Origin of the sequence: Methanosarcina thermophila TM-1, from assembly GCF_000969885.1 — an archaeon.
GTDB classification, from domain to species: Archaea; Halobacteriota; Methanosarcinia; order Methanosarcinales; family Methanosarcinaceae; genus Methanosarcina; species Methanosarcina thermophila.
This window is the reverse complement of the sequence record NZ_CP009501.1, coordinates 510,671-534,834: the sequence shown is the minus strand read 5'-3', so window position 1 is coordinate 534,834 and position 24,164 is coordinate 510,671. Positions and strand designations below refer to the sequence as shown.

The window sequence follows — 24,164 nt, the reverse complement described above, 5'->3', positions numbered from 1 at the left end:
TTTATTCCCCCGAGAGCAGCTTTAATATTTTACCGTGTACACGCCCATTGGATGCAACCATTTCCAATCTGGCGGTGACATTATCAGGAAGCCTCAGCGTTTTTCCATATCCATCTGTAATACGCCCACCTGCCTCTTTCAGAATCAGTTGCCCTGCTGCCACGTCAGTTACCCGCAAAGCTCTCCTGACATCCACAAAAGCATCAAGCCGGCCTGAAGCTACATAGCACAGTTCAAGCGCTACACTTCCAAGTAACCTGACCCTCCGGACACTGCTGTAGATCTTACGGGTTCTAGCCACATTTTGCCGGTAGCCGTACACGCTTACGCACAGCTCCCTCAGTTCCGTGTTAACAGACGTCCTGATCTTTTTTCCATTAAGGTAGGCTCCTTTCCCGGCACCTGCGTAGTATTCCTCAGGCATAGCAAGGCTGCTCACATAACCGAATCTCAAATCCGACAGGTCGTAGGAAGAGACTGCCAGGGAGAGACTGTAAAAAGGAATTCCCACATAAGAATTGTAGGTGCCATCAAGTGGGTCAAGAACAATAGAAAATTCCGGAGAATCCCCGAGAATGAGTTCGCCAAGTTCCTCACTGATGATTCTCATGGATCTGCCGTCGTTTTTAAGAACTTCAATAATAGCATCCTCTGCTACACGGTCTATTCTGGAAGTAGGGGTTCCATCGGCTCCCATACCAACAAAGCTACCCGCTTCATCCGTCCCTATGAGATCTGCAATGGAGTCGGATGTGGCTTTAAAAGCTTCCCTACATAGTTTTAAAAATCCTGAGTCTGCTGAGTTCATATATGGATCGTTTTTTTTAATTAAACCAGATTCTGCTACCAAACAGAATTATCAGAATTCACACATCTGATCTTTTGTGTTTTAGAATTCCTGGATAAAATATTCGGCTTAAAAAGCCGGACTCCGGTCATTCAAATTAAACTCCGGAGTCCTGAAGGCTTCAGACTTGTACAGAGCTTTATAGCCCTAAGGCTTTATTTGTTTTCTCAATTGACTTTGCACCATCGCTTTCAAGTTCCATCATAGCCCGTATAGCGTCTACATTTTCCGGAACTACAATGGATTCCTGATGGACAGCCTGGAAGAAGTAAAGCTCATTTTCGGTTACTGTTACAGATTCAGGCCAGATGCAATTTTCCCACATATCATTTCTAGGGCGTCCTATGTCACGTGCAAACTCTATTATTTCCGCTGTTGAGGATATGCCCTGCCCTACGAAATGAATTCTCGACTGGGAACCCAGGATATTCTTAACATCTTCCGCCGTACAATTGGTATTGAGCTCCATATTTACTGTGTGTACATGCATAAGAGTTGTCGGAATCTTCAAGGCTGCACTTGTAATGTTGATGTTTGGAAGTACACTCCTTACATCAGGACCATGGTGGGACGGAAGCTTGGCGGGATCGGGTACTATTGCGTTAATTGGTCCTTTCTTAACATCGTTAGGGTCTGCTGCTCTCCTTGCAAGAATTGCCCTGACCTTTTTTACCCCCAGTTCTTTGTCTATGGGGAAGATAACCCTGCAAAGAGCTGTGGTGTTGCATGAAACAACCCTTACCAGGTCACGACCTATGGCTTGCTCATAGTTGCAAACCGCATTAAATGAGAAACCTGCAATAGGGTGACTCTCTCCACCCTGCCAGATTGCCTTTACTCCGGCCTTTTCATACATTGGCTTATTTTGTTCCCCGACTCCCCCTGGCGTACAGTCCACAACAAGATCAGCCTTTTCTACCATTTCTTCAATTGTCCCGGCGGTAGGCACACCTGCTTTCTCAAAAGCCTCAAGATTTGCAGCCGGAGCGTAGATATCATATCCAAGCTGCTGCGCCACTATAGCTTCATAGTTCGGCCTTGTTTTGGAAACTCCAATAATTTCCATATCGTCCTGAGCCTTCACGGCATCTGCAACTCTTTTACCTATAGTTCCATAACCATTTACTGCGATTTTTGCTTTAGCCATTTATATCCTATCCTGTTTAGTCCTCTTCTACCCAACTCGAGATATAGCCTAAGTCATTGAAAATTAAATTATTTCCGGATCCAGTTCGGATAACGGAGTTCAGAGTGTAGTGTAAATTTAAAGTGTACTCAAGGTAATAACTTTTTCTTCATTTTTAGCTTGTTTGTTATAAACTCTTCGACATATGGTTCAGGATACATTTTAGCTAAACTTTTTTAAATGTCCAGACTTAAACCTGAACCTGGTATCTTAGATTACATTGAGGTTATAGGTAAGCACAGATAAATGCTTTTCCCGGGAAGATTTTATTGATTAAAGAAATTAGAAGAGATGTTTTAAACTTCAAGAGCTTAAAGCTTCTTTTTCTATAGTTATGCCAGAAGATTCAGTAGCAATGGAGTTTTACAATCGATTCTGGTCACTGTGTCTTGAGAACAAACATAAACTTTTAGTAGAAGATCAACGCGTCTTTTATGTAAATTAATATAGAAGTTTCAAGTATATATAGTCATTTTCCAGGTAGTATTTACTACCTGAACAGAAAAAAAGTAGCCTTAAGCCGTTATTCCGGATAGCAAAGGATAGATGAGTTTTATATCCAGAAGGAAAAGTAAAAAAATAAAAATTCAATTTGCAATAATAAGTGCTTCTCCGCGCGAGAAGTTGATTTCTTTGATTGAGCCACCAACGGTCATTCTATCGCCAAGGATCCCGGTAAGCTCGATTGAGTCACCCTCGACTGTGATCTTTGCTACAGAATCCATGATTCTCTCACGCTCATCTCCACGAAGTAAAAAGACATTGAGTTCACACATTTTTGTTTCTCCCTACAAATCTATTTCTTTTATTCAATTTTACTGATCTTATCCAGTATAAGGTATATGCTATACGCGGATAAGCGCTTTGCTATAAGACAAATTATTTTGCACTATCTACAGCAATAAACATTAGTGAGCCTTAGAGATAAGAAGCTTCCGAAAATCTCTCAGGAAAAGCCTCAGGGATAGTTCATCAGTTTTGCAACGCAAAGATCCTGCTCAAGCCCGAGGTCATCTGCCACACATTCGCATTTCGTAAGAAGCATATAAGCAATAGGCCCGAAGTTATGCTCGGAAAGAGTCTCATAATTTGCCATGCCCTTGCTGATAATAAGAGTTGAATTCTTCATAGCTTCAAGCAGTTCGGGCGGAGCCTCCTCGATCAGGACACCCACGGCATTCGAGCCGGTAGTCAGGATTCGGTCAACTTTTTTATCAATCTCGAACTCTTTTACTTCCTCGAGGGTTACATCTGTGAGGATAGGACCACCCCTGACTACGAGTGTAATCCTTCCACCGAGTTTTTTGATAACATCAAAAACAAGCGTATCAAAGAAAATTTCTCCGCAATTGTCAGCAATGTAAACGACGTCTTGCAGGAGCCCAAGCATTTTAGGGGTGTCATCCACATCAAGCCCATGCTCGAAATATTTTTGAAAAGCTGCTTCAAACTTATCTTCACTGGCATCAAAACCCATAATTCCGAAATCGAAATAATTTGCAACCACTGATGCCAGCACTGCCCGCCTGAAAAGTTCCCCATCATCAGGATTATTCTCATAAATTTTCTTTTTCGCTACAGGCAGGACTTTCAGTGCAGCCTGGTTGATAAGCTTCTTAGTTACCGCATAAGGATCCCTGTCTTCCAGTACCTCATAGCATTTCCTGTGAACTTTGGTAGCTATAGAGGCAGATACAGCCTCAGGGTCGTAATGCTTGGTCAAAACCTTAAGACATTCCTGAATTGTCCTGTTTATAAGGTCTTCATCATCTGTAGAAAGCCTGGACTGGAAGTGGACTCTTGAAAGCAAGCAATAAGTACAGCGAGGGTTAATTTTCATAGGTACATTTCCTGTTTTTTGATCCGGGGGATAGTTTTTGCCAGAATGTTATTAATTTTGCGGCAAATATAATAAAAGTTTACTCTTCTTGATAGAATAAATGTTTAAAAGGTTAACTATTATAGCCTGAAATAGCAAAAGCAGGACTGAAATTACAAGAACAGGATTAAAATAGCAAGAGTCCGAGCTGAAATAGCAAGAGCAGGATTGAAATAGCAAGAATCGGGACTGAAATAGCAAGGACAAAGCTGAATAGCTAGAGTCAGGACTGAAGCATGCTTATTAGAGAGTGAAGCATACCTATTAGAGAGTTATCCTCAGAAATGTCCCCAAATCAGATCTTCAAGATAAGTTCTTTATAGCTTAAAAATAAAATAATTTACAATGAAGTCGACAACCCATGTTTCTAGTGCTTTTCCAATTTTGTTTTTCCTTGCAATGCTTTCTGTTTTTTTTGCTTCTCCAGATGTTGCTTCTGCACTTACCGAAGTGGAAGTGAATACCGTTAATACACCTCAGGGCGCAGTCGTATTAATTGTGGATGGTCTGAGTGCGCCTTTCATCTATCCCGAGCTTACGCCATATGCACTTGACGGCACACCGCTTGAAAAAGCCGAACTTGAAAATCTACCGGAAATAAGTAAAGAGAGTGCCAGGCTTCTTAAGTTCCGTGCTCCTCAGACCTTTACCGAAGGAGGGCACTCAGTCCTTGTCACAGGAAATCCGGGTGCGGACAGTGAACTTGTAAGCTTCAAAGATGCAACCATTTTCGATATCCTTCACAGGGAAGGTTATCTCTGTATTGGGGTTATGGAAAAAGGGGATTCATGGTCGATCTGTGACGAGCAGGATATCGTTCTCAGGGATGAAAATAACTCGATAAAGAACATGAAAATTGTTCTTGAGCAGCCCGAGCGTTCCAATAGTGCTCCTGATCTGCCTAAAGGGCTCTTAAGGGTTATGGAAGAGGCAGCTGACAGAGCCCCCAGCTATATTGCGTCAAAAGAGACAAGGGATAAATACAGTGGATATAACAGGTGGGGAATCGATACTGCATGCGAAATTATTGAATACATGTCCATAAATAAGCCAGGACAAAAATATCTGCTTACTGTCAATGTGGGAGCTGTAGATTCAAGTGGACACTACAGGGATAATTATGGATATATAGATTGTATCGAGTGCCTTGATTCCGAACTTCTCAGACTTTACGAACTCTGCAAAAAGAATAACCTTGCTTTTGTTCTGACATCAGACCACGGAATGGGTTTTTCCAAAGATGATTCAAAAGGAGGGCACCAGTCCGAAAAATACTCAGTGACTGATGAAGCGCAGCTCGTTCCCCTGATAATACATGCTCAGGATGTTGAAACTGGAATTCTCACGGAGGAATATGGGCAGGAGGACTTTGCCCCGACGCTGCTTGGAATTCTTGATATTCCCGACAAGCCGAGGTTTGCGGAAGGAAATCAGATCTTGCTCACAGACCATGTAAACCTGAGAGTGGAACTTCCGGAGAAAGGCTCTGCTGAACTCTGGAAAGACGGAAATGTTATAGCCGCCCTGAAAAACGACAACGAGTTTGTTTTCTTTGGACTTGAGCCGGGGAGCACCTGCACGGTCAGGGCTGCACTTGACTCAGGAAAAAGCCTTGAAGAACAGGAGAAAAAGCTCACTCTTGAGACAAATGAGGTAATTGAATTCACTGAAAAAGGCTTGAAAAGTAGCGAAAAAGGTGGGCAAGATAGAGAATCTGATGCAAATAGCATAAAAGACTCCACCTCTTCGGCAAGTTTTGCTAAAGGAACATCAGGGGCGTCAGATTCGGGCTTAAAGCATCTGATAGGGTATTTTGTTATAGGATTGGTTAATCTTGTGGGACTTGTGTTTATTGCAAAAATCCTGAAAAAACCCCAGAATACCGAAGAGGAGGAAAAATAAGATCAGTGGATTTAATAGACCAATGTTCTAGAGCTGCGACCATTGAGCCGGTCGATCGCGCCGCTATGCCGGTTTTCGCTCAAGCCTTTTCTCAAAAGGCTTGTGATCAAACTTTTTCAGAAAAAGTTTACGCTCAAGCAGTTTTTTAAAGCTTGATTACATGTCGTATACGTTCCCCAAAGCTTCCCTGTAAGTGACATCAACATTTTCTACATGAGCAAACATGGGTCCCTTCCTGAGTTCTTTTATGAAGAGTTCCAAGGCTTCGGGTTTGCCTTCTGCAATGACAAAAACCCTGCCGTCCCTTAAATTTATGGGATTGGATTTCACGCCCAGACGCTCGCCAGCATTTCTTGCAAATCTTCGGAAACCCACACCCTGCACCCTTCCAGATACAAGGATTTCTGCCCTCACAGTCTCTCCAGATGTCACAAATGTCTATTTTGAATAACCCGGATATATATTTATTGTTAGTTTTGATGATGAAATTATAAGTAAAGTGATTTTCTGATAAAAAAGATGTCGAATATAATAAAATAGAGAAAATTTTATTAACTTTATATTGTTTAGTTGCAAATTTCTGGATGTGAGCTGGTTTCTCACATAACAGACACGAGCTCGCTTAAGGGCTCATCTGTTCGTCCAGGATTAGAATGCAGGGAAATGATTTTCATTCAAGTATAGAGACTATGTATGTGTTATTAAAAACAAAAGAATTAATAAAGTGACCGCCGAGTGGCAACAATAATATCGACAATACTTTCACTTCGCTTCCTAAAGCATTTTATTCTCTGAGGATATTGACAGTAATTGTGCATACGAACAGTGAAATAGCTGGTAGGGTTTGATACCTGCCAGCGACTATACCAATTTTATTATAAGTGCTAACCAGCGATTTCAAATAAAATAAGATAGACCTTTATCCAATAGATTCCTGAAAGGCTTTGCTTCGATAATTACAGTATATTTCACTTGATTTAAAAAATATTTTACATAGCATGTAAAATAGCTCAAGGGATATCTGCTGCTTAGGATAAAGAAAAAAATTGGTTTTGGGATTGGCTCATCATCTATAGAAGTATTACTTTTTAGTCTTAGAAAATCATGAGCAACATTGTTTAGATTCTAAAAAAGATTTTTGAAAAAGACGTTTATGTGAAAAAACTATTTTAAAAATAGCCAAAATGCTGAAAATAAGTTAAAGATGTTTTTAAAAAACTTAGAAAATATTTGTGAATATAAATGTTTTTTTCTTTAATTCCCTTAACCTTAAAACTCAACTCAAACTTTAAGACGTGACTTCCAAATCTGTAACCCTCTCCAAAACATGACTGTTGAGAGTGAAAGACTTATCACTTTTGGCGTTTTGCTTCATATAATGCAAACTGCCTTAGAAAACCCCAATTTTTCCAGTAAACAGGAGACAAATCTCTTTATTTATAGAAAGTAGAAAAGATAATATTTGATAATGTTACATAAATATAATTGATCTGTAGCAAGAATTGCAGGACTTATTCTAAAAACGGTCATTTATAAGGTGAAATGTCTCAATTGAGACAATAAAGCAAGGAAATCTCAGCAAGTATTGGGATTTAAGAATGGAGTAAGGTGTTTGCATGTCTGAAAATGATACTCTTATAAATATGTCATATAAAGGCGAGATGCAGTTTGTTGCAGAGAACAGTACTGGCTGCAACATTTCTCTAGAGCCGCCTGCTTTTATGGGTGGAAGCGGTAAAGCTCCAAATCCGATAGATTATCTGGTTACGGCTCTGGGCGGATGTATTGGTTTTAAGACGATAATGGATATCTCCGGGAAAGGTTTTAAACTGGACTCTTTTTCAATGAAGATCAATGGCACTAAGAGCAAATCACCATCCCGGCTTTTTGATAAGCTACATCTCATAGTTACCCTGTCCGGCGATGTGGATGATCTCACCGTCGCTGAAACAATTGAGAATGCTGTAATGCATACTTGTCCCATTGCGGCGATGTTTAGAGAAACAATGGAAATTACCTGGGAACACAATATTATAGAATGAGTTCAAAAGCAAGTCAGCTAAAATAATTATTAAGGTAGTAAACAAAGTTAATAAGATGATAAACAAAGTTAAAAGCTGCAATGGAGACAAATATTCTAAGTGGATCAGCCTAAACATCGAGCAAATATTCCAATATCTATAAAACTTCAGCTCTCTTAATATCAAGCATGCAGGAGATTATTTTTATCGATGAAGGCAGCCTTCCCACACCTGAAGGTATCACAAGGGAGTGGGTAAAGGCAGCGGCTGAAAATCGGGATGAGGATGAACAACTTTTTTCTATAGTTAGGGAGGCTTTCCGTCGGAAAATCGATGTGGGAGTGCACGTTCCCACTTATCCTCAGTTCAGGGATATGATAGGGCAGTTCCTGGACATTATAAAAGACGAGAAGAACTGTCATGAGCCTTATGTCCTGAAAGAAGAAAATGCAAAAATCCTTGAACTGGAAATAATTGACGAGGTTGCAAAACAGTACAGGGAAGAAACCGGAGAAACGCTAGAAGTCAGGGTCTGTATCGCAGGTCCTACGGATATGTATCTTCAGGCTTTCGGAGCAACCGCTTTTGTGGACGCTTATAATATCCTTGCGCAGGATATTGAAAAATTCATTAAACAAGCGTTTGAAACGGCAAAAAATTTCAAAATTAAAGTTATAGCTCTGGATGAAATCAGCCTGGGGTTAACTGATAAGATTCGGTTTTCTGACTCAGAGATAATATCAGCTCTTACACTTGCCTCTACCTACACCCGGCAGCAGGGAGCAGATATGGAGATCCATCTGTATTCTCCTTTGAAATATAAGCTTATATGCGAGACCCCTATCAATGTCATTGGATTTGAATATGCGGGGACTCCTTCCTATATCGATCTTCTGGATAAGCAAGTGCTTGAGGATTCAAATACTTACGTAGGAGTCGGAGTTTCGAGAACCGATATTTTCAGTCTTGTAAACCTTATCAATGAAAAGTATGGGGTCAATGCCTGGAAGGAAAAAGAGTATTTGCAAAAAGTCGTAACTGAACTTGAGACTCCAGACGTCATAAAAAAGAGGCTTGAAACGGCTTATTCCATTCTGGGGGACCGAATAAAGTATGCGAATCCAGACTGTGGACTGGCGTTCTGGCCGGATCAGGAGCTTGCTTTCAAGCTGCTTGAGAATACAGCAAAAGCCGTTAATGAGTTCAATGCGGAAAGGAAGATCAGTGAATAAACAGGTTATAGTTTACCTGATCTGCACTCCCCCTTACTTCCGGACAGAAAAGTGCTGGAAGATTCGGCTCTGTAGAAACCCTCTGAAATAACCAATCTTAGCAAATTAAAGCTGAATTGCCTGATTCAATTTTGCTGAATAACTTTAAGTCTATTAATGACGATTAAGTATGTTGTCTACAAAGCCAAAAATCAGGGGGTTTTTAATTCTCTTTTCTTACAACCATATTTGGAAAAAACTCCAGCAGACCGCATGCAGGAAAAACATTTTAATTTATTAGAAATTGTGGGGTCCAGGACACCTTTTGTATAACATTCAAAAATTATGTTCAACTACATGGGGAATTAATTTTAATATTTATTGAGTACAATTAAAACATTGGAAAATAATTATTTTAAAAGGTTGGTGTGATAACATGAAAGGATTTGCAATGCTTGAAATTGGAAAAGTGGGCTGGATTGATGCCGAAAAACCTTCAGCAGGACCGTATGATGCAATTGTGAGACCTCTTGCGGTTGCGCCGTGTACATCAGATATTCATACTGTCTGGGAAGGTGCGCTTGGAGACCGCAAAAACATGATTTTAGGGCACGAAGCTGTAGGTATTATAGAAGAAGTCGGGTCAGAGGTCAAAGACTTCAAACCAGGCGATAAAGTAATTGTTCCTGCAATTACACCTGACTGGCGATCCATGGAGGCACAGGATGGAGTACCTATGCACTCAAATGGAATGCTTTCAGGATGGAAGTTTTCAAACTTTAAAAATGGAGTCTTTGCAGAATATTTCCATGTAAATGATGCAGACATGAATTTAGCTCTACTTCCTGAAGGAATGCCCCTCGAACAGGCTGTCATGCTATCAGATATGGCAACTACTGGAATCCAGGGTGCAGAAATGGCAAATATTAAAACGGGTTCTACGGTTGTAGTCATAGGAATTGGCCCTGTTGGTCTAATGGCAGTGGCAGGTGCATCTATTCTTGGTGCAGGCAGGCTCATTGCAGTAGGAAGCCGGAAAGTTAGTATAGATCTTGCTCTGGAATACGGGGCATCAGATATTGTCGATTACAGGAAAGGTGGAATTGTTGAACAAATTCTTGAAATGACGAATGGAAAAGGGGTAGAATCTGTAATCATAGCAGGGGGAGATGAGAATACAATTTCAGATGCAGTCAAAATTGTAAAGCCTGGAGGCACGGTATCAAACGTCAATTACTTCGGAACCGGAAACACACTTCCAATTCCGCGCATTGAATGGGGGTCGGGCATGGCTCACAAAGACATACGTGGCGGTCTGACAACCGGAGGTCGTTTGAGAATGGAGAGAATGGCAGCTCTGTGTACCTACGGAAGGATAAAACCAGAAAAAATGGCAACCCACGTATTCAAAGGATTCGATAAAATAGAAAAAGCTCTCATGCTCATGAAAGAAAAGCCGAGAGATTTAATCAAACCTGTCGTTATTATGGAGGAATAAGCTAGTCAACTGCCCCTCTTAAAAACTCTAAGTTTTTTAAGAATTTTGAGGAGGGGTATTTTCGCCTCGCGGAATAGGATTATCAGATAGATAGGATAGAATTATAAAGTTCTGTGGGGCACCTCTTATAAATCAACAAAAAATCGGCTCTGTAGAAATCCTCTGAAATAACCAATCTTAGCAAATTAAAACTGAATTGCCTGATTCAATTTTGCTGAATAACTTTAAGTCTATTGATGACGATTAAGTAGGTTTTCTACAGAGCCGAAATCAGTGAATAAATAGCTTACTTGACCTCACACCTCTCCCTTACAACCATAACAGGCACCTTTGAATGACGGACCAGATTTTCTGCAACGCTGCCCAGAAGCAGTTTGCTCAGTCCTGTCTTTCCGAGAGTGCCCATAATAACAATGTCCATCTTTTCCTTTTCAGCATACCGGATTAGCTCGTATGAAGGATTACCTTCAAGAAGGACAGTTTCTACATTGACTTTTTTCATCTCTCCCAAGCCTTTTACGTAACTTACAGCTTGCTGCCCCTGTGTCTTCCATCCTTCATATACCGACCGCCAGTAAGGGTCCATGCCCAGGGATAAGGAATTTCCATAGATAGAAATCAAGTTGTCTGTTGGCACGACATAGACTGCATAAACCGTCCCACCACTTAGTCTGGCAAGCTCTATTCCTCGGTCAACAGCCAGCCTAGAACAGTCCGAGCCATCGGTTGCGACCATTATTTTCTTAAAGTTAACGATTTCCATAGAACCTCAACTACATTACTTCCCGGAAGAAATATAAAAGTGACGGATCTCGTAAAGTGAAAAAACAATGGAATTTTTGATCTTCGACAGTATGAGATAAGCAGCAGCGTGCCAGGTTATTGAAAAATTGTAATATGTCAGAAATCAGCAGAAAGTTAGAAATTTAAGTTATATATGTTCAACTTGACCAGAATGGCGATCGTAAAGATATTCAGTGCTATAAAAATAATAACCGGCATTGCCATGTCTGCCAGCATGTGCATCCATGTTTTTTCGATCTTTTTATCCCAGGCAGCGAAATATTCCTCATTCTCACGTTTTGCAGGTTTAGATTGCATCTGTTTTCCCCAATTTTCAGGTACGTTTTGTTTATCTGGCTAGGAACTGCTCCGTGATAAAACTAGCAAATAATGCTGTTTACTGGTTAATGCGAGTCATTAAACCATCCATGCTATATAAAGGTAAGGAAATTGGTTTACACTCAGTAGTAGATGCTTATGTGATTTGCAGAGTATCGGAATGGTTTTGACTTTTTGTTTCATATAATGTAAAGTTCCTTTGAAATCCAACTTTTCTAATCAGAACAAAACTATTGAAAATTATTTGCTTGATTTCATTGGTACTACGAAATTTCTTCTATCCACTTTTGTGCATATCGACAAATTTATTATTTAATACAAATAAAAATACCATCAATTCCACCATATAACTGATTGAAAAATCTTGCTTGAATATTGAGGAAAAACTACTTAGAAGAGGTTAATATATAAAGCGATTTAACGAATGGGGGAGAAAACAGTGCCTACAAAAGAAGAGATAGACAGCCAGATTATGGATCTCTGGGATGAGATCTTTGAACTTGAAGATAAGCTTGGTGAAGAACTGAATGTCAAGTATGCAGAATGGCGTAAGGTAGAGCCATTACTGGATAATGGTATGGATCCCGAAGAAGTTGTAATGCACTTTGATTCTATGAAGGGGGTTGGTGAAGAAAGCATGGTTGTTTACAGAGAGATCAAAGCAATTAAAGATAAATACAAACAGGAGATGGATGAAAAACGCGCGAAAATTGATACATTAAATAAAGAAAAGAATATGATATAAAATTCAATAAGTTAATTCTAAGAATATAATTTCTATATTTTTATCAAACATAACCACTGCATAGTTTGATCAGGATCACACACTTCATGGCACTGGAATTTTGGCGATAAATGTACTTCAACAGCTCAGAATCCGACACACAAATACAATAAAGCTGGAAAATATACTGTTAGTTTAACTGTTGAAAACGCTTACAGTAGCGATACTAAAAAGATACGTAATTATATTAAAGTTAGATAAATCAACTTTCTAAATGAGCCCTGTGCATGAGTTTTTGATCAATCTGGGAAAAATAGATCTCGAAAACACGAGTATCTGTTTTGTACTGAGTAGAATAAAGAAGATTATACTGTATAGGGTTGTCAATAACTCATCTGCAGGATCCTACAAATAGTGATCAAAATATTCAAATTTTGGATATGATAAAGGGCATAAAAATAAAGAAAGAGGCCTTAAAAAAATTAACTGATTCGTACTCGTTGATGAGTACGAGGGCAAGACCTTCACCAAATAACTTTTATATTTTTATCAGCACCTTTTTTCAGATCAGATCTCAATTATAGGGTTAGTAACGGAGCGGGTTGGAACCATACCTTGTGCCCGTTCGTCTTTCCTCTTTTACCTGTGTTTCATGAGGCGCAGTTGCACTAGCTGGTTTTTCCTCTCCCACCTTTATTTTATGCCACCCACGCGAACTTTCTTTGCGACGTCTGATCTGTTTTACAACATAAGCGGTTCCTAATGCTGCAACACCATAACCAACATATTTCATTAATTTACTCACAATTATCTACCCCGGTCTATTATTGTACTTTATAGTTTATGAAGATACGCAAACAGGTAGAATCGTTGGTATACGTTGATAGGAGGCTGGAAGTATAACCTGCAAATCTACTCTGGAGGCGGTTTAACATTTGCAATTTCGCCAGCATCCGGGCTGAATTTTATGCCTTTATTCTGATTCTGATTTTATTGACAGTAAACGAACATGGATAGAAAAGAACGAAATAAATAACAGTGAGCCTTCATCCTTCACCGGGCATACATGCAGGCAGGGCAGCGGAGATTTCTCTCAACGGGAATCTTAAGAACGTGAAGAAAACCAGATAGTAAATTTTTCTCTCGCCGGCTGCCGGGTCCCCCAGTTGCATCAGGTTAAGGATAGCTACTGCTATCACGGTTCCAACCAAGACCGGCAGTCACTCTCATAACAGGCGTGATATCGGGCTCGGGAATTGGTCAGGATTTCACAATAAGAATTAGCTGTTAGATTTCACAGTAAGAATATAGCTGTTAGTGAACAACCCGATTTAGAAACATCCGGATTCAGGAAAGTAAGATAATTCTGAGCTAGAATTTCCAATACTGGACGTTTAAAATTGCTTAATTCTTGATTCAGAATGATTAAATCTGTTATATCTTCGGCAGACCAAGAACAATGTGTCAGAAAGTACAAAAAGAGGGATTGAAACGGGAATTAATGAAGAGTTTTTGGAAGTTTCCTGTGAAGAATAAAAGGTAGGGGTAAACCAGAACCCATGCTTGTTAACTCATAAAACATGGATTGATCTGTTACCACGCTACCCTATATCCAAAAACAGTTTCCTGGCATCCCTGGCACAGCCCGGAACGCTCGAATTCTTTAATAAAGATCTCATTTTTGAATTCTTCTGTATTTACCCTATCCGCACATAGGGGACATTTACAATCTGCAACTATTGAAACTTCTCGCCCAAAACCTAATGATTTAAGAAATTTCTTTTTTTCTATGTTCATGTCTATCAACCCTTTAAGTCCCATTCAGCATATTACCTTAATAGAACCTCCTGAAAAAAAGAGCAAAACACAGGTAGTTCTATTTTCTCAGCTTAAATGCTAGATACTTGGCTGCATCTGTATCAACAAACGATTATAACTGCAATATTGCAGTTAACACTTGAATTTCTGCTTAGGAGAACTTTGTTCCCGAATTTATAATATAAAAGAGTAGATCCTTGTATTATAACACTTTTTTACTGGATCTTATCCGAGTATATGATAATTAATGGGCATCAAATATAAATTTATTGATTTTTTATAACGTTGTTTTAATATTCAAATTATCTCTTAAAGAGCCGGGGATTTCACGGAAATCTGCGCCAGAAAGCTTAAGACCAGTCCTGTTAAGAGCTGGCGAAAAAATTATTGCTCACCTGCATCGGCTAATGCCTTATTTTTTCAAGCCTTTTATCAATTCTGCAATTTCACCCACAAATTCCAAGCCTGAGTTTCTCCCAGTCCCGGAATAAATATGCTCCATGCAAGAACCTTTTTTCCTTAATAGAGTTACATTGATGCTGGAGTGTAATGACTCCTTGACCTTAGCAGTCATTTCTCCCAATCTTGGTGCAGGGAGTTCGACACCTTCCGACCTGTCCGCATCAATGTCGAGTATGTATGCCTTACTTTCCAGCCGGATATGGATATTATCGCGGGTCACATCAAGCTCGGTGACCTTTGCCCCTGAATAAGTCGTAAATCTGTACAATTTTTTCTCATATAAGAAGCCGAAGATGTAACCTGTAAAATAACTGCCGAGCCACGGGATCTTCGCGATCGAACCAGAGAGTGAAATTCCCTCCTGATCGAAGTGGTTGGTTTGCATCCATATCCAGGAAGATGGCATTGAAGTACCCCAATCCTTCTCAATATAGCCCCTGCCGCCCTTGAGATCTGTCCTTATCCCATCAGCCTCGATAAACCCTTCAATGCTGTGATCCATACTCAGTATGCCGTGATAGCATTCCATTCTCGGCACGAACGCATACCAGCCCATTACCCCAGGGGAGAGCAATTTTACGGGCCAGGGATATATGTCTTTGAAATTCATGCGAGCAGTGACAGGGTCTCCACCATGCATGAGGTTAAGCCTCATCTCGTCAAGGCTGAAAAAAGATCCACCAATAGTAAGCTCGAACTTTTTATCGCTCGCACTAAACTCATTAAGTGGGTATCTGAAATAACGCATTCGTTGAGCTCTGGCATCCAAGAACATAACAAAAGCATGGGAATTCGAAGGGTTTTCGGGGAGGGAGACGCCTGGAATGACAGCATAAGCATGCTTCTCGCTGCGATCTACTATCTTAAAATACCATCCTTCAAAAAAATTCTTCTTTTTCCTTCGTCCATGAAATATTTCCGGCTTCCAGGTATTGAGCATCCTATATGGGAGGATGGTCTCGCTTAAAATCATATGTATAATCCTGTTTCGTCCACGTGAAAAGCCATACTGAGGGCGAAACCGATTAGATGTCAAAGTTAACCTTCAATACCTCACACTGAGGTAAATTTTCAACATGCACTCCCTCAGGTGTTCCTGTTATCTCAAGCCCGTCAAATTCATTTGAACCGCATAACACATCCTGATTGGGATGCGTACCTGGTGTGATATTGCAGCTCAAAACAGTCTTTCCACCGGCTGATACCACGATTGGAAGCCTCGGGGATGCAGGGTGGTTTTTTGGAAGGACTATTAATGGGGACCGGATTTCCCGGACCATGAAGAGCACGCATTTAAGCCCTTTCTCGGTCTTCTCGCCCACAGACAGCGCAGAGGCAACAATCAGGTCATGGGGCTCCAGTCCAAGTACAATCTCTTCATTCTCGGTTTCCAGAAAGAACTGTCCGTTCGGACCTGCTTTCACAATAGCCACTATTCCTGCCGTGCCGCGCAGGAGAAGCATCTCACTTTCCTTGAGTGAAATGTCTTTAGAAGATGCCGATTCTTCCATGTTAAAAATTAGCAGTTAAAAAATGAGACTGATGATCAGGATTCTGCTACATCACTGGACTGGCAGGAAGGACACTTCACATTCTTGCCAATACCTTTGAACTTATTCCCACAGCTCTTGCATTCATAACTTTTAACCGGCAGCTTTCCTTCCATATCGATATCAAATGAGTCTCCAATACTACACATGATTGTCACCTCATGATCTCATCAAGGGCTTCCTGTAAATATATAACCCACATATTAGTACTCATATTTCTCCGATTAAAACCTTTCCATATCTATTATTCTCTGATATGTCTGAATGCGGTTCTCCTATCAGAGCAACCCTTTCCTCAAACCTGAGAGAACTTAAAAGTAGGGCTTGCATGCCTGATAAGTTTCTCCTTTTTAATAAATATTCCATAAGCAGGAAATCAAAAAGCAGCGGAATACTCCGCTTTTCAGGTTAATTCGCAAAGTTAATGTTATATTATCAGGCTAAGATTCTAAATATATTTATACACATACTAAACTTATTTGGTCCAATTACTAAGATATATAATCAAGTTTGTCTAAATATAGAAACTGATGAGACGAATAGCCATTTTCTTAGTACTAGCTTTACTGGTATTGATGCCATTTTCTGCAATGGCAAGCGCTCCAAGTGTATCATGTAAAGGAGGGACATGTAGCAATCTGAAGATTACCAAGGTCACAATAAGCTCTGCAGTAAGCAAAACCGTACCAGCTAAGATTGGGTTCACAGGCTATGTATCAGGTCCTGTTAGACTTGTCCAGTATACGGTAATCGATCCGAAAACTGGAAAGGTCGTCGGTTCAACAAGCGCCTACTGTTCGAAATGCACGACTAAAGGGATCTGCTCCTGCTCGTGTATAATAAAACAGGCTGGAACCTTTGATGTAAAGATAACTGCATACGGTTCTGGGAACTGTTGTGTGAGTATGGTTAAAAAAGCAGCCATAACGGTAGGGTCTGCAAACGCACCTGCAAATGACCCTGCAAAAGCACCTTCAAATGACCCTGCAAAATTCGTTCCAGGTTTCAAATCCGTAGTCTCTGGAAAGAAAGTAACCTTTAAAGATACGACATCAGGTGTTAAACCTGTAAGATGGGACTGGAACTTCGGTGACGGCTACCGATCAAATGCACAGAACCCGACTCATACATATAAAAAAGCAGGAACTTATACAGTTTGCTTGACTGTATACGCTAATAATAACAATTACAAACTTGTCTGTAATAAAGTAGTTGTTAAATAATAAGGGAAAAATCCTTTCCTATTTTTAATCTGATTTTGCCTCGCCCATCACTGAACCATGTTCACAGAAAATATTTCAGCACAGGCTAACATTTAAGTTAATATGAATTTTTCTTTTTCCTTTGCAGGCATGATCTCAATTTCACTAAAGTTTCTGCTCCACGCCTATATAGTGCTTTGAGATTTTCCTGGTATACGAAAGCTGCCGGCATCAAGAGTAACGGCACAGCTGCCACAGTTTTAACCCCTTCCGGAACAGGAAGCGCGGCTATAAGACTCGCTCCGGTAGCCCCATAAAGAGGCACTATAGGAAATAGCATGCCCAAGCCTAATGTTCTTCTGAAATGTATGCCTAATTTTGCAGCCAGGAAACCATTAGATCCTATGACTACGCCAATGCCTATACTTGGCCCAATAGTCTGAAAAGGATTATACGATGGTCCAATATAGAGTCCTAGATCAACACCAAAAACGGAAACAAGGCCATTGAATTGATCCCTTTCCTGACTGGAGTTCCCCCCAAGACCTGATACAACTATGCCAATGTCCAATTGAAGAGGTCCTCTTCCTGCTCTCCTCCCATCCATTGTATCATTACTTCCCCTGGTGATAGATTTACTCCTCTTAGAAAATTACTTATCTTGCTGTTATCAGGCGTTTGCAAGCTTATTTTCAGAGTAACATATCCGATAAGTAAACTAACTTCCCGGTCAAAGATCCTGTAAGTAACTTTTTCAAGATCTTCAAAAATTATTTGAGTGTCTGATTACACACCTCGTCTGATTACTCGCTTTTCTTTCTCATGCCCTTAGACTTCCCACTATTTACTTCAAACCATTTTGCAATATTAATCAGGACACTGTTCCTCAGGACATCCGAGGATATACTCCATTATATCTTTCAATTTTGCACTAGCCACTGATACCGAAGTATCGGCAGCTCCGTAATAAATACGGAGCTCGTCGCCTACCACAACCCATCCGCAGGGGAAAACAACATCGTTGACATCTCCACTGCGTTCATACGGCTCCTTGGGTCCAAAAACCCAGCCTTCCGACCTGCGAAGCACTTTGGTGGGATCCTCAAGATCGAGGAGAGCCAGTCCGAGCCGGTAGCTTAATTTCGGGGTCGTCTGGCGTACCCCATGGTACATGATTAACCAGCCCTCAGGCGTATAGAGGGGCGGAGGCGACAAACCGATCTTATAAGCATCCCACCATCCGCCTTCTCTGGCATAAAGAAGCACATCATGCCTTTCCCATGATTTCATATCCGGGGAAAAGGAAATCCAGATATTTGCTTTCATAGTGTGAATGGTAGGCGCAGGTCTGTGCAGCATCGCCCATTTGCCATTAAATCTTACAGGAAAAAGAGCAGCGTCCTTATTATCAGGCGGCATTACAGGTCCTATTCGTTCAAAATTATGGAAATCTTCGGTAAATGCAATCGCGGGTAAAGGACCAGAATCTGAAAAAGCCACATATACTATTGCCCACTTTTTCAGTTCATCTATGTAAGTTATGCGCGGATCCTCAACACCGTATATTTCCTCAGGATAATTTACAGGATCCGGAAAGAAGGTTGGCTTACTATCGATTTCCCATCCATCAATCCCGTTCTCACTCGTGGCGACTGTAAAGTGAGAAAATCCTCTGTGATCCTCAACCCTGACCAGCAGCAGGACTTTACCATCAACTATCGCGGCTGCAGGATTAAATACCGAATTGGCTCGATAAGGCCAATCTGCAACTGTAAGTATAGGATTCCTCCTGTGCCGTATAAATAGTTCCCCATGATCTTTCCAGGTCATATTATTCCTCATTCCGCTTACTGACCGTTATTCCGATCATAATTTTTTTTCAGGGCTTAATTCCAAGTACATCTTCTACATACGCCCTTAGAATCTCTGCAACGCTCCATGCCTGAGAAATTGTACCTCCGGGAGAGTGCGGGTAATCTCCATCAAACACCTCAGAGATGGTGCCAATGCCTGCGGTTTCAAGGTGCTCGTCAAAACCCTCAAGGAGGGTCTTCATGGATTTGATATGGTCTTTCGAATAGCCGTGAACCTTCAGATAGGCTTTCACATAGGCTCCAAGGAGCCAGGGCCAGACCGTCCCATTATGATAAGCCGTATCCCTGTTAAGGGCATCCCCGCGGTATTGACCTTTATATAAGGGGTGGTCGCGTGAAAGGGTTCTTAGCCCGAAGGGTGTAAGTAGATCCTTCTCAACCCTGTCCACTATGGCTCTTTCTTTTTCAGGGGGAAGCATGGTATAGGGAAGTGACACAGCAAAAATTTGATTCGGTCGGATTGCAGGGTCTTTAACCTCATTTCCTGCTTCGTCCCAGTATATAAGGTCAAAGAGGCAGTTAGTCTCAGGGTTCCAGAAAGCATTCTCATAGTTTGAGGCTACCCCGGCTGCGAGATTCTCGTATTCGGAGACATCCTCACCGAGGAAGGTGCCCAGATTGGAGGCAGTCTTCAGGGCATTGTACCAGAGAGCATTGATTTCACAGGCTTTACCTGCTCTTGGGGTCACTGCCCATTCCCCGATTTTTGCATCCATCCAGGTCAGTTGAGGTCCCTGCTTAATAAGGTAATCAGAATCCATACCTATTTCAAAATCTGTGCCACTAGAGTAACAGGTTATAATTTCCTCTACGGTATCCCAGACATCCGAGAGGAAAAGGAAATCCTGCGTATAAGCAAAATACCGGTCAAGGGCATGAATAAACCAGAGAGAAGCATCCACTGTATTATAAACCGGATCCCCTCCGAAAGCCGGGAAGGTATTGGGGATCAAGCCTCTCCTACAGTATTTGGCAAAATTGATAAGAGTAGACCTTGCCTCCTCGAAACGATAAGGAATTAAAAGCAAGCCTGGCAGGGAAATCATAGCATCTCTGCCCCAGTCCGAATACCAGTGATACCCTGCAATCACGGTATTCTCACCTGTAACACGGTTTTTTACCACAAAAGAGTCGGTTGCCTTGAGAAGCTTGAGAGCGAAGGGATCTTTAAGCTTCGAGTCGAGTAACAGAAGGTTCTGCCGATTTGCTTCCCTTAAGTAGAGTTTATCAACCTGTTCAAGTGTTAGAGAAGAGATATCTTCTGTCGAAGCTGCTACAAAAAAACGGGAAGTTCCCTTTTCGAGCTTGCTCTCAAAATAACCAGGATTGAAAATATCCTCCTGGAAATTAAGTCCGCGTCTTTTCTCAGTGTCATACTCCAGGTTATAGTACCATACTGGCTCGGGATGATACTGGAGATTGGACGAAATCGTGAAAGTGAAACCAGTAGAGCTTGCAAGATATACCCCTGTAGATCCGGGTCTCTGGAAGAAAGAAAGGTATCCTGAACGGGCAGTAAGGTTAAAATCTCTTGAGCTTACGAGAGGAAAAATTCTGAGTAAAGCTTCTTCTCTTTGAGATGTAATATCATAGACAACAAAAGTGGTATTACTATTATGGACCATGAAAACTTTTTTCTTTACAGTAAAATCTCCGGCCTGGTAAATCCAGAGAGGAAATGGGTTACGATTAAACTCAACCAGGTGTTTGAAACCTTCAGGGAAAATTTTATCGGGATACTGATGGACCGCGAGATGATAGAGTTCTCCATCAATGGAAATTTCCTCATCAAGGGAAGAAAGTATTAAAAGTCTCCCAGGAGAATTCTCTGGAGCTGCTACAAGCAACCCGTGGTAAGTTCTTGTCCCTGCTCCGATGATTGTGGAGGAAGCGTATCCTCCAAGCCCATTTCCTATGATCCATTCTCTTTTTGTTCCCTCTTCGTATGTTGAGAGAAAATCTATTCCAAACCTGCCTCCATTCATATATATATTTGATTAGTGTTGATTTATTAAATACCTGTACGTTTAGAAAAAAAGCGATCACTACTTAAGTTATTCACCTATTTTCATCTATGCATGGTGCTGTATGCAAAGCTTATTCAATTTATTCTTATATTAGAGAGAAATAACGAAACCGAATTTCAAGAAGGAAACAGTGTTACCGATAGGTCAGTATAGCCGAGAAAAGGACTTATGGGAGCATAGGAAAATCGGGGAATAGAAAAATCAGGGAACAGGAATAAGCTCTGTCCCCGTGGAAGTGGGTTGAAGTACAGGAAATGCTGTGAAAAAAGGATAAAAATCAGATGAGTTACAGCCAGACAGTTTACTGCACCATTTCTTTTATAATGATAAATACATAAAAGAATAATTATAATTAAATACTATCAAGCATCGATGCTCTTGCAAAGGGATACTTGCAAGGGGGATGTGCGCGAATCGATAAGGGGAGTTATCAGTCTGGCGTGATAGAGAACAAATTACAGTGCCTGGAATGCTACACTTTCTCATGCTGGAAGTCAAAATGTTACCATCTTCCTGTATTCTAAAATAGAATTCCTAAACAACCGTTTTAACGGAAAGCATCCTGATTCTTAAAGATCTGCGAGGTAATGACTTATATAAGATAATTGAGCCCGGACAGGATAATGCACTCATCCTGGCGATTGCGGCTGCACTTGACCAGATGGCACATGATTGATAGAAAAGTGAGGAGAGGCGGTTAAGACTGATTTTCTTATTATGAGGAGGATAGAATGTAATTTCATATTTGCATATTATTTCTCCCTTCAGTTCACAGTAACTCCCCTCACTGCACAGTGTGCAAATGACAACCAAAGGAGTTAAAATCGTGAACGTGAGAAACCGTTCGTTTCCAGCTAAAGTTTTAATCTACAGCACTTTTGCCGTTGTCCTGACAATAGGAATGAAGGAAATAGCTCCTATACTTACAACCATTATTTATTCTATATTCATCGCTGTACTTTTTACCCCGCTTGCTCGCTGGCTAAAAAGAAAAGGAGTTCCAGGTGAACTGAGTGTTATTCTGGTAATTTTGTTATTAATTGTAGTTATCCTGTTTTTTGGGATTATAGCTATCAAAGCGGCACAGGACTTTGGAACCCAGATCCCGAACTATCAGGCCCAGTTAACTGCATTTGTGAATAGTCTTGCAAATTATATTCCCTCATATGAAGGTTTTTCTGTACGATCAGTTGCTCGCAGTATAGTGTCAATTGCAGTTTCTCTAATGACAAGCGTCATTAATGGGATTGTGAACGCCGGAACAACAGTCGGAATCATTACAGTTACAGCAGCGTTTCTTATAATAGATGCCACTAATGCTCCTGAAAAAACGGATCCGGAGATTGGAAAACAATCCGAACTCCAGTTGAGACTCAGCAATTTTAATAAGAAACTGGTAAAATTTATTGTCATAAGAGCAGAAGTAAATATTGTCATAGCCTTCACAATTTCTCTCCTTCTCTTTATAGTAGGCATTGATTATGCTGTGCTCTGGGGAGTTCTCATATTCCTGCTGAGTTATATTCCTTACATCGGTCTGGTCATAGCTTCTATTCCACCTATAATGCTTGCACTTTTCAAGTATGGGCCTTTAGGAGCTCTTGTGGTTATTGTCATCATCTTTGTTGTCGATGCGCTTGCGGAGAACATCCTTTTTCCTTCAATGATGGGAAAAAGCATGCAGTTATCTCCTGCTTTTTTATTCATTGCTCTTCTTTACTGGAATTTCGTATTCGGACTCGGAGGTGTGCTGCTTTCTATACCTCTTACATTAGTTTTGAAGATTTTACTTGAGAGTTTCGAGGAAACAAAATGGCTGGCCAGACTAATGGGACCCGTGGAATATATGGGCAATAGGGAAATAAACAGCATCAGATGAGGATAAGAAAATGGAAGTTGGAGGAAAAAGAAACACTTTGAAGTCATTTAGAATCTTGCCTTCCAACTTTAAAGCTATAAATCCTGTCTTTGATATATCCCCCAAATAATAAGCCAGTTAAATGCATTTTATTCCTTTAAAAAATCTTAATTATAATATTACACATGTTAATTTATATGTGTTTTAATTTTATATATCATTTACAGCATAATGCTAGATTGTTTTCTTTAACTGCAGGGTTCTCGCTAGGAGGGGAAGAACTCAGGGATATTTGAGAAAGTGCAGATTGTTTGTATGACACCTGCCGCCCTGGGACAGCATAATGAGAACCGGATAGCAGGCAGAATTGTTAGTGGGGGAGATTAACTGAATGATGTAACTTATGGACCGATGCAGCTACTTGTCATCGCATTCGAGAACCCTGACTTTCACGGTCAGATCCGGCGTGAGCTTGAATCAGTAATGGATAAAGGGCTGATCAGGCTAATTGACCTGCTGTTCATATGGAAAGACGAAGAAGGGAACATGAATCTATTAAAGCCACTCAGCTCGATGAAGAGGAAAGAATGCGCTTTGGAGCTGTCATATGGGGGCTTATCGGGTTTGCGATCGAAGGCGGAGAGGGAGCCAGAACAGGCACCGAAGAAGGAATCCTGGCTGTAGCCCAGGAAAATTACGGAATCACTAGGAAAGAAATTCTGGACATGATCAAAGCTGTCCCTGAAGGTACTGCTGCCTGTATTCTTATTATCGAACACCTCTGGGCAAAGAGCCTGAAGCAGGAGCTCAGGGATGCAGGTGGAGTGCTTGTAGCACAGGGTATGCTCACACCTGAATTGCTTGCTGCAGCTGGAGAAGAACTGGCGGAAGTAGTGAAGTTTGAAGAGAAAAGAAGACCGGGATCCAGAGCAAAAGCTACAACCTGAATAGTTGTCCACTCTAAACCCTGTATAAAAACCTGA

The 24,164-nt window shown here is 40.9% G+C and carries 24 protein-coding genes and 1 pseudogene; 10 read left to right on the top strand and 15 right to left on the bottom strand.

The features are described 5' to 3' along the window. Position 1: 1 nt before the first annotated feature. The 4 genes from MSTHT_RS02310 to MSTHT_RS02295 form a co-directional block, all read right to left on the bottom strand. On the bottom strand, positions 2 to 808 hold the full coding sequence (locus MSTHT_RS02310; RefSeq protein WP_048168317.1) for a bifunctional fructose-bisphosphatase/inositol-phosphate phosphatase: 807 nt from the start codon (positions 806 to 808) through the stop codon (positions 2 to 4). A gap of 178 nt (positions 809 to 986) precedes the next feature. After that, complete coding sequence (locus MSTHT_RS02305; protein ID WP_048166393.1) at positions 987 to 1,994, bottom strand: type II glyceraldehyde-3-phosphate dehydrogenase; 1,008 nt, start codon at positions 1,992 to 1,994, stop codon at positions 987 to 989. A gap of 626 nt (positions 1,995 to 2,620) precedes the next feature. Then, complete coding sequence (locus MSTHT_RS02300) at positions 2,621 to 2,809, bottom strand: CooT family nickel-binding protein (protein WP_048166392.1); 189 nt, start codon at positions 2,807 to 2,809, stop codon at positions 2,621 to 2,623. A gap of 182 nt (positions 2,810 to 2,991) precedes the next feature. Next, complete coding sequence (locus MSTHT_RS02295) at positions 2,992 to 3,873, bottom strand: damage-control phosphatase ARMT1 family protein (RefSeq protein ID WP_048166391.1); 882 nt, start codon at positions 3,871 to 3,873, stop codon at positions 2,992 to 2,994. Between the two features lie 384 nt (positions 3,874 to 4,257). Between MSTHT_RS02295 and MSTHT_RS02290 the strand changes: the two genes are divergently transcribed. Continuing rightward, complete coding sequence (locus MSTHT_RS02290; RefSeq protein ID WP_048166390.1) at positions 4,258 to 5,814, top strand: sulfatase-like hydrolase/transferase; 1,557 nt, start codon at positions 4,258 to 4,260, stop codon at positions 5,812 to 5,814. 156 nt (positions 5,815 to 5,970) lie between these two features. Here the strand turns inward: MSTHT_RS02290 and MSTHT_RS02285 are convergent, their stop codons facing one another. Then, a complete protein-coding gene (locus MSTHT_RS02285; RefSeq protein WP_048166389.1) occupies positions 5,971 to 6,246 on the bottom strand; it encodes an acylphosphatase in 276 nt (91 codons plus the stop codon). 1,211 nt (positions 6,247 to 7,457) lie between these two features. Between MSTHT_RS02285 and MSTHT_RS02280 the strand changes: the two genes are divergently transcribed. The 3 genes from MSTHT_RS02280 (at position 7,458) to MSTHT_RS02270 (ending at position 10,544) form a co-directional block, all read left to right on the top strand. Next, the gene (locus tag MSTHT_RS02280) at positions 7,458 to 7,856 is read left to right on the top strand and encodes an OsmC family protein (protein WP_197071759.1); all 399 of its coding nucleotides are present in this window, start codon (positions 7,458 to 7,460) and stop codon (positions 7,854 to 7,856) included. Positions 7,857 to 8,023: 167 nt separating this feature from the next. Further along, a complete protein-coding gene (locus MSTHT_RS02275) occupies positions 8,024 to 9,067 on the top strand; it encodes a methionine synthase (RefSeq protein WP_048166387.1) in 1,044 nt (347 codons plus the stop codon). Positions 9,068 to 9,482: 415 nt separating this feature from the next. Beyond that, a complete protein-coding gene (locus MSTHT_RS02270) occupies positions 9,483 to 10,544 on the top strand; it encodes an NAD(P)-dependent alcohol dehydrogenase (protein ID WP_048166386.1) in 1,062 nt (353 codons plus the stop codon). A 286-nt stretch (positions 10,545 to 10,830) separates the two neighbouring features. Here MSTHT_RS02270 and MSTHT_RS02265 read toward each other — a convergent pair whose 3' ends face one another. Continuing rightward, complete coding sequence (locus MSTHT_RS02265) at positions 10,831 to 11,307, bottom strand: universal stress protein (RefSeq protein WP_048166385.1); 477 nt, start codon at positions 11,305 to 11,307, stop codon at positions 10,831 to 10,833. 155 nt (positions 11,308 to 11,462) lie between these two features. Beyond that, on the bottom strand, positions 11,463 to 11,645 hold the full coding sequence (locus MSTHT_RS02260) for a hypothetical protein (protein ID WP_048166384.1): 183 nt from the start codon (positions 11,643 to 11,645) through the stop codon (positions 11,463 to 11,465). A 460-nt stretch (positions 11,646 to 12,105) separates the two neighbouring features. Here MSTHT_RS02260 and MSTHT_RS02255 point away from each other — a divergent pair, with 460 nt between their 5' ends. Both MSTHT_RS02255 and MSTHT_RS14945 read left to right on the top strand, forming a co-directional pair. Continuing rightward, positions 12,106 to 12,411 (top strand): hypothetical protein, encoded by a 306-nt coding sequence (locus MSTHT_RS02255; protein WP_048168316.1) that lies wholly within the window; start codon positions 12,106 to 12,108, stop codon positions 12,409 to 12,411. Positions 12,412 to 12,492: 81 nt separating this feature from the next. Beyond that, positions 12,493 to 12,651: pseudogene (locus MSTHT_RS14945) on the top strand (PKD domain-containing protein); the annotation flags it as partial. Between the two features lie 785 nt (positions 12,652 to 13,436). Here the strand turns inward: MSTHT_RS14945 and MSTHT_RS14275 are convergent. From MSTHT_RS14275 to MSTHT_RS14270, 5 genes are all read right to left on the bottom strand, one after another. Beyond that, positions 13,437 to 13,601, bottom strand: coding sequence for a hypothetical protein (locus MSTHT_RS14275; RefSeq protein ID WP_156149694.1), 165 nt, complete (start codon positions 13,599 to 13,601; stop codon positions 13,437 to 13,439). Between the two features lie 382 nt (positions 13,602 to 13,983). Then, the gene (locus MSTHT_RS02245; RefSeq protein ID WP_148704310.1) at positions 13,984 to 14,187 is read right to left on the bottom strand and encodes a hypothetical protein; all 204 of its coding nucleotides are present in this window, start codon (positions 14,185 to 14,187) and stop codon (positions 13,984 to 13,986) included. Positions 14,188 to 14,620: 433 nt separating this feature from the next. Then, complete coding sequence (locus MSTHT_RS02240) at positions 14,621 to 15,643, bottom strand: tocopherol cyclase family protein (RefSeq protein WP_231588155.1); 1,023 nt, start codon at positions 15,641 to 15,643, stop codon at positions 14,621 to 14,623. 52 nt (positions 15,644 to 15,695) lie between these two features. After that, positions 15,696 to 16,181 (bottom strand): hypothetical protein, encoded by a 486-nt coding sequence (locus tag MSTHT_RS02235; RefSeq protein WP_048166381.1) that lies wholly within the window; start codon positions 16,179 to 16,181, stop codon positions 15,696 to 15,698. A gap of 35 nt (positions 16,182 to 16,216) precedes the next feature. Then, a complete protein-coding gene (locus MSTHT_RS14270) occupies positions 16,217 to 16,378 on the bottom strand; it encodes a hypothetical protein (RefSeq protein ID WP_156149693.1) in 162 nt (53 codons plus the stop codon). Between the two features lie 372 nt (positions 16,379 to 16,750). On the opposite strand from MSTHT_RS14270, the gene MSTHT_RS15405 reads away from it, so the two are divergent. Beyond that, on the top strand, positions 16,751 to 17,443 hold the full coding sequence (locus tag MSTHT_RS15405; RefSeq protein WP_082086728.1) for a PKD domain-containing protein: 693 nt from the start codon (positions 16,751 to 16,753) through the stop codon (positions 17,441 to 17,443). A gap of 97 nt (positions 17,444 to 17,540) precedes the next feature. Here MSTHT_RS15405 and MSTHT_RS02225 read toward each other — a convergent pair whose 3' ends face one another. The 3 genes from MSTHT_RS02225 to MSTHT_RS02215 all read right to left on the bottom strand — a co-directional run bounded on the left by MSTHT_RS02225 (position 17,541) and on the right by MSTHT_RS02215 (position 21,281). Continuing rightward, positions 17,541 to 18,029: a hypothetical protein gene (locus MSTHT_RS02225; RefSeq protein ID WP_048166379.1), complete on the bottom strand. Its 489-nt coding sequence runs from the start codon at positions 18,027 to 18,029 to the stop codon at positions 17,541 to 17,543. A gap of 260 nt (positions 18,030 to 18,289) precedes the next feature. Next, positions 18,290 to 19,252 carry a glycoside hydrolase family 130 protein gene (locus tag MSTHT_RS02220; RefSeq protein ID WP_048166378.1) on the bottom strand — a complete coding sequence of 321 codons (963 nt, stop codon included), beginning with the start codon at positions 19,250 to 19,252 and terminating at the stop codon, positions 18,290 to 18,292. 49 nt (positions 19,253 to 19,301) lie between these two features. Next, entirely contained in the window at positions 19,302 to 21,281 is a 1,980-nt protein-coding gene (locus tag MSTHT_RS02215; RefSeq protein ID WP_048166377.1) for an amylo-alpha-1,6-glucosidase, read from the bottom strand. Between the two features lie 234 nt (positions 21,282 to 21,515). On the opposite strand from MSTHT_RS02215, the gene MSTHT_RS15460 reads away from it, so the two are divergent. The 3 genes from MSTHT_RS15460 (at position 21,516) to MSTHT_RS02205 (ending at position 24,128) form a co-directional block, all read left to right on the top strand. After that, the gene (locus MSTHT_RS15460) at positions 21,516 to 21,608 is read left to right on the top strand and encodes an SEC-C metal-binding domain-containing protein (RefSeq protein ID WP_148704605.1); all 93 of its coding nucleotides are present in this window, start codon (positions 21,516 to 21,518) and stop codon (positions 21,606 to 21,608) included. 517 nt (positions 21,609 to 22,125) lie between these two features. After that, positions 22,126 to 23,202 carry an AI-2E family transporter gene (locus MSTHT_RS02210; protein ID WP_048166376.1) on the top strand — a complete coding sequence of 359 codons (1,077 nt, stop codon included), beginning with the start codon at positions 22,126 to 22,128 and terminating at the stop codon, positions 23,200 to 23,202. Positions 23,203 to 23,705: 503 nt separating this feature from the next. After that, on the top strand, positions 23,706 to 24,128 hold the full coding sequence (locus MSTHT_RS02205; protein WP_231588154.1) for a DUF1269 domain-containing protein: 423 nt from the start codon (positions 23,706 to 23,708) through the stop codon (positions 24,126 to 24,128). Positions 24,129 to 24,164 lie beyond the last annotated feature (36 nt).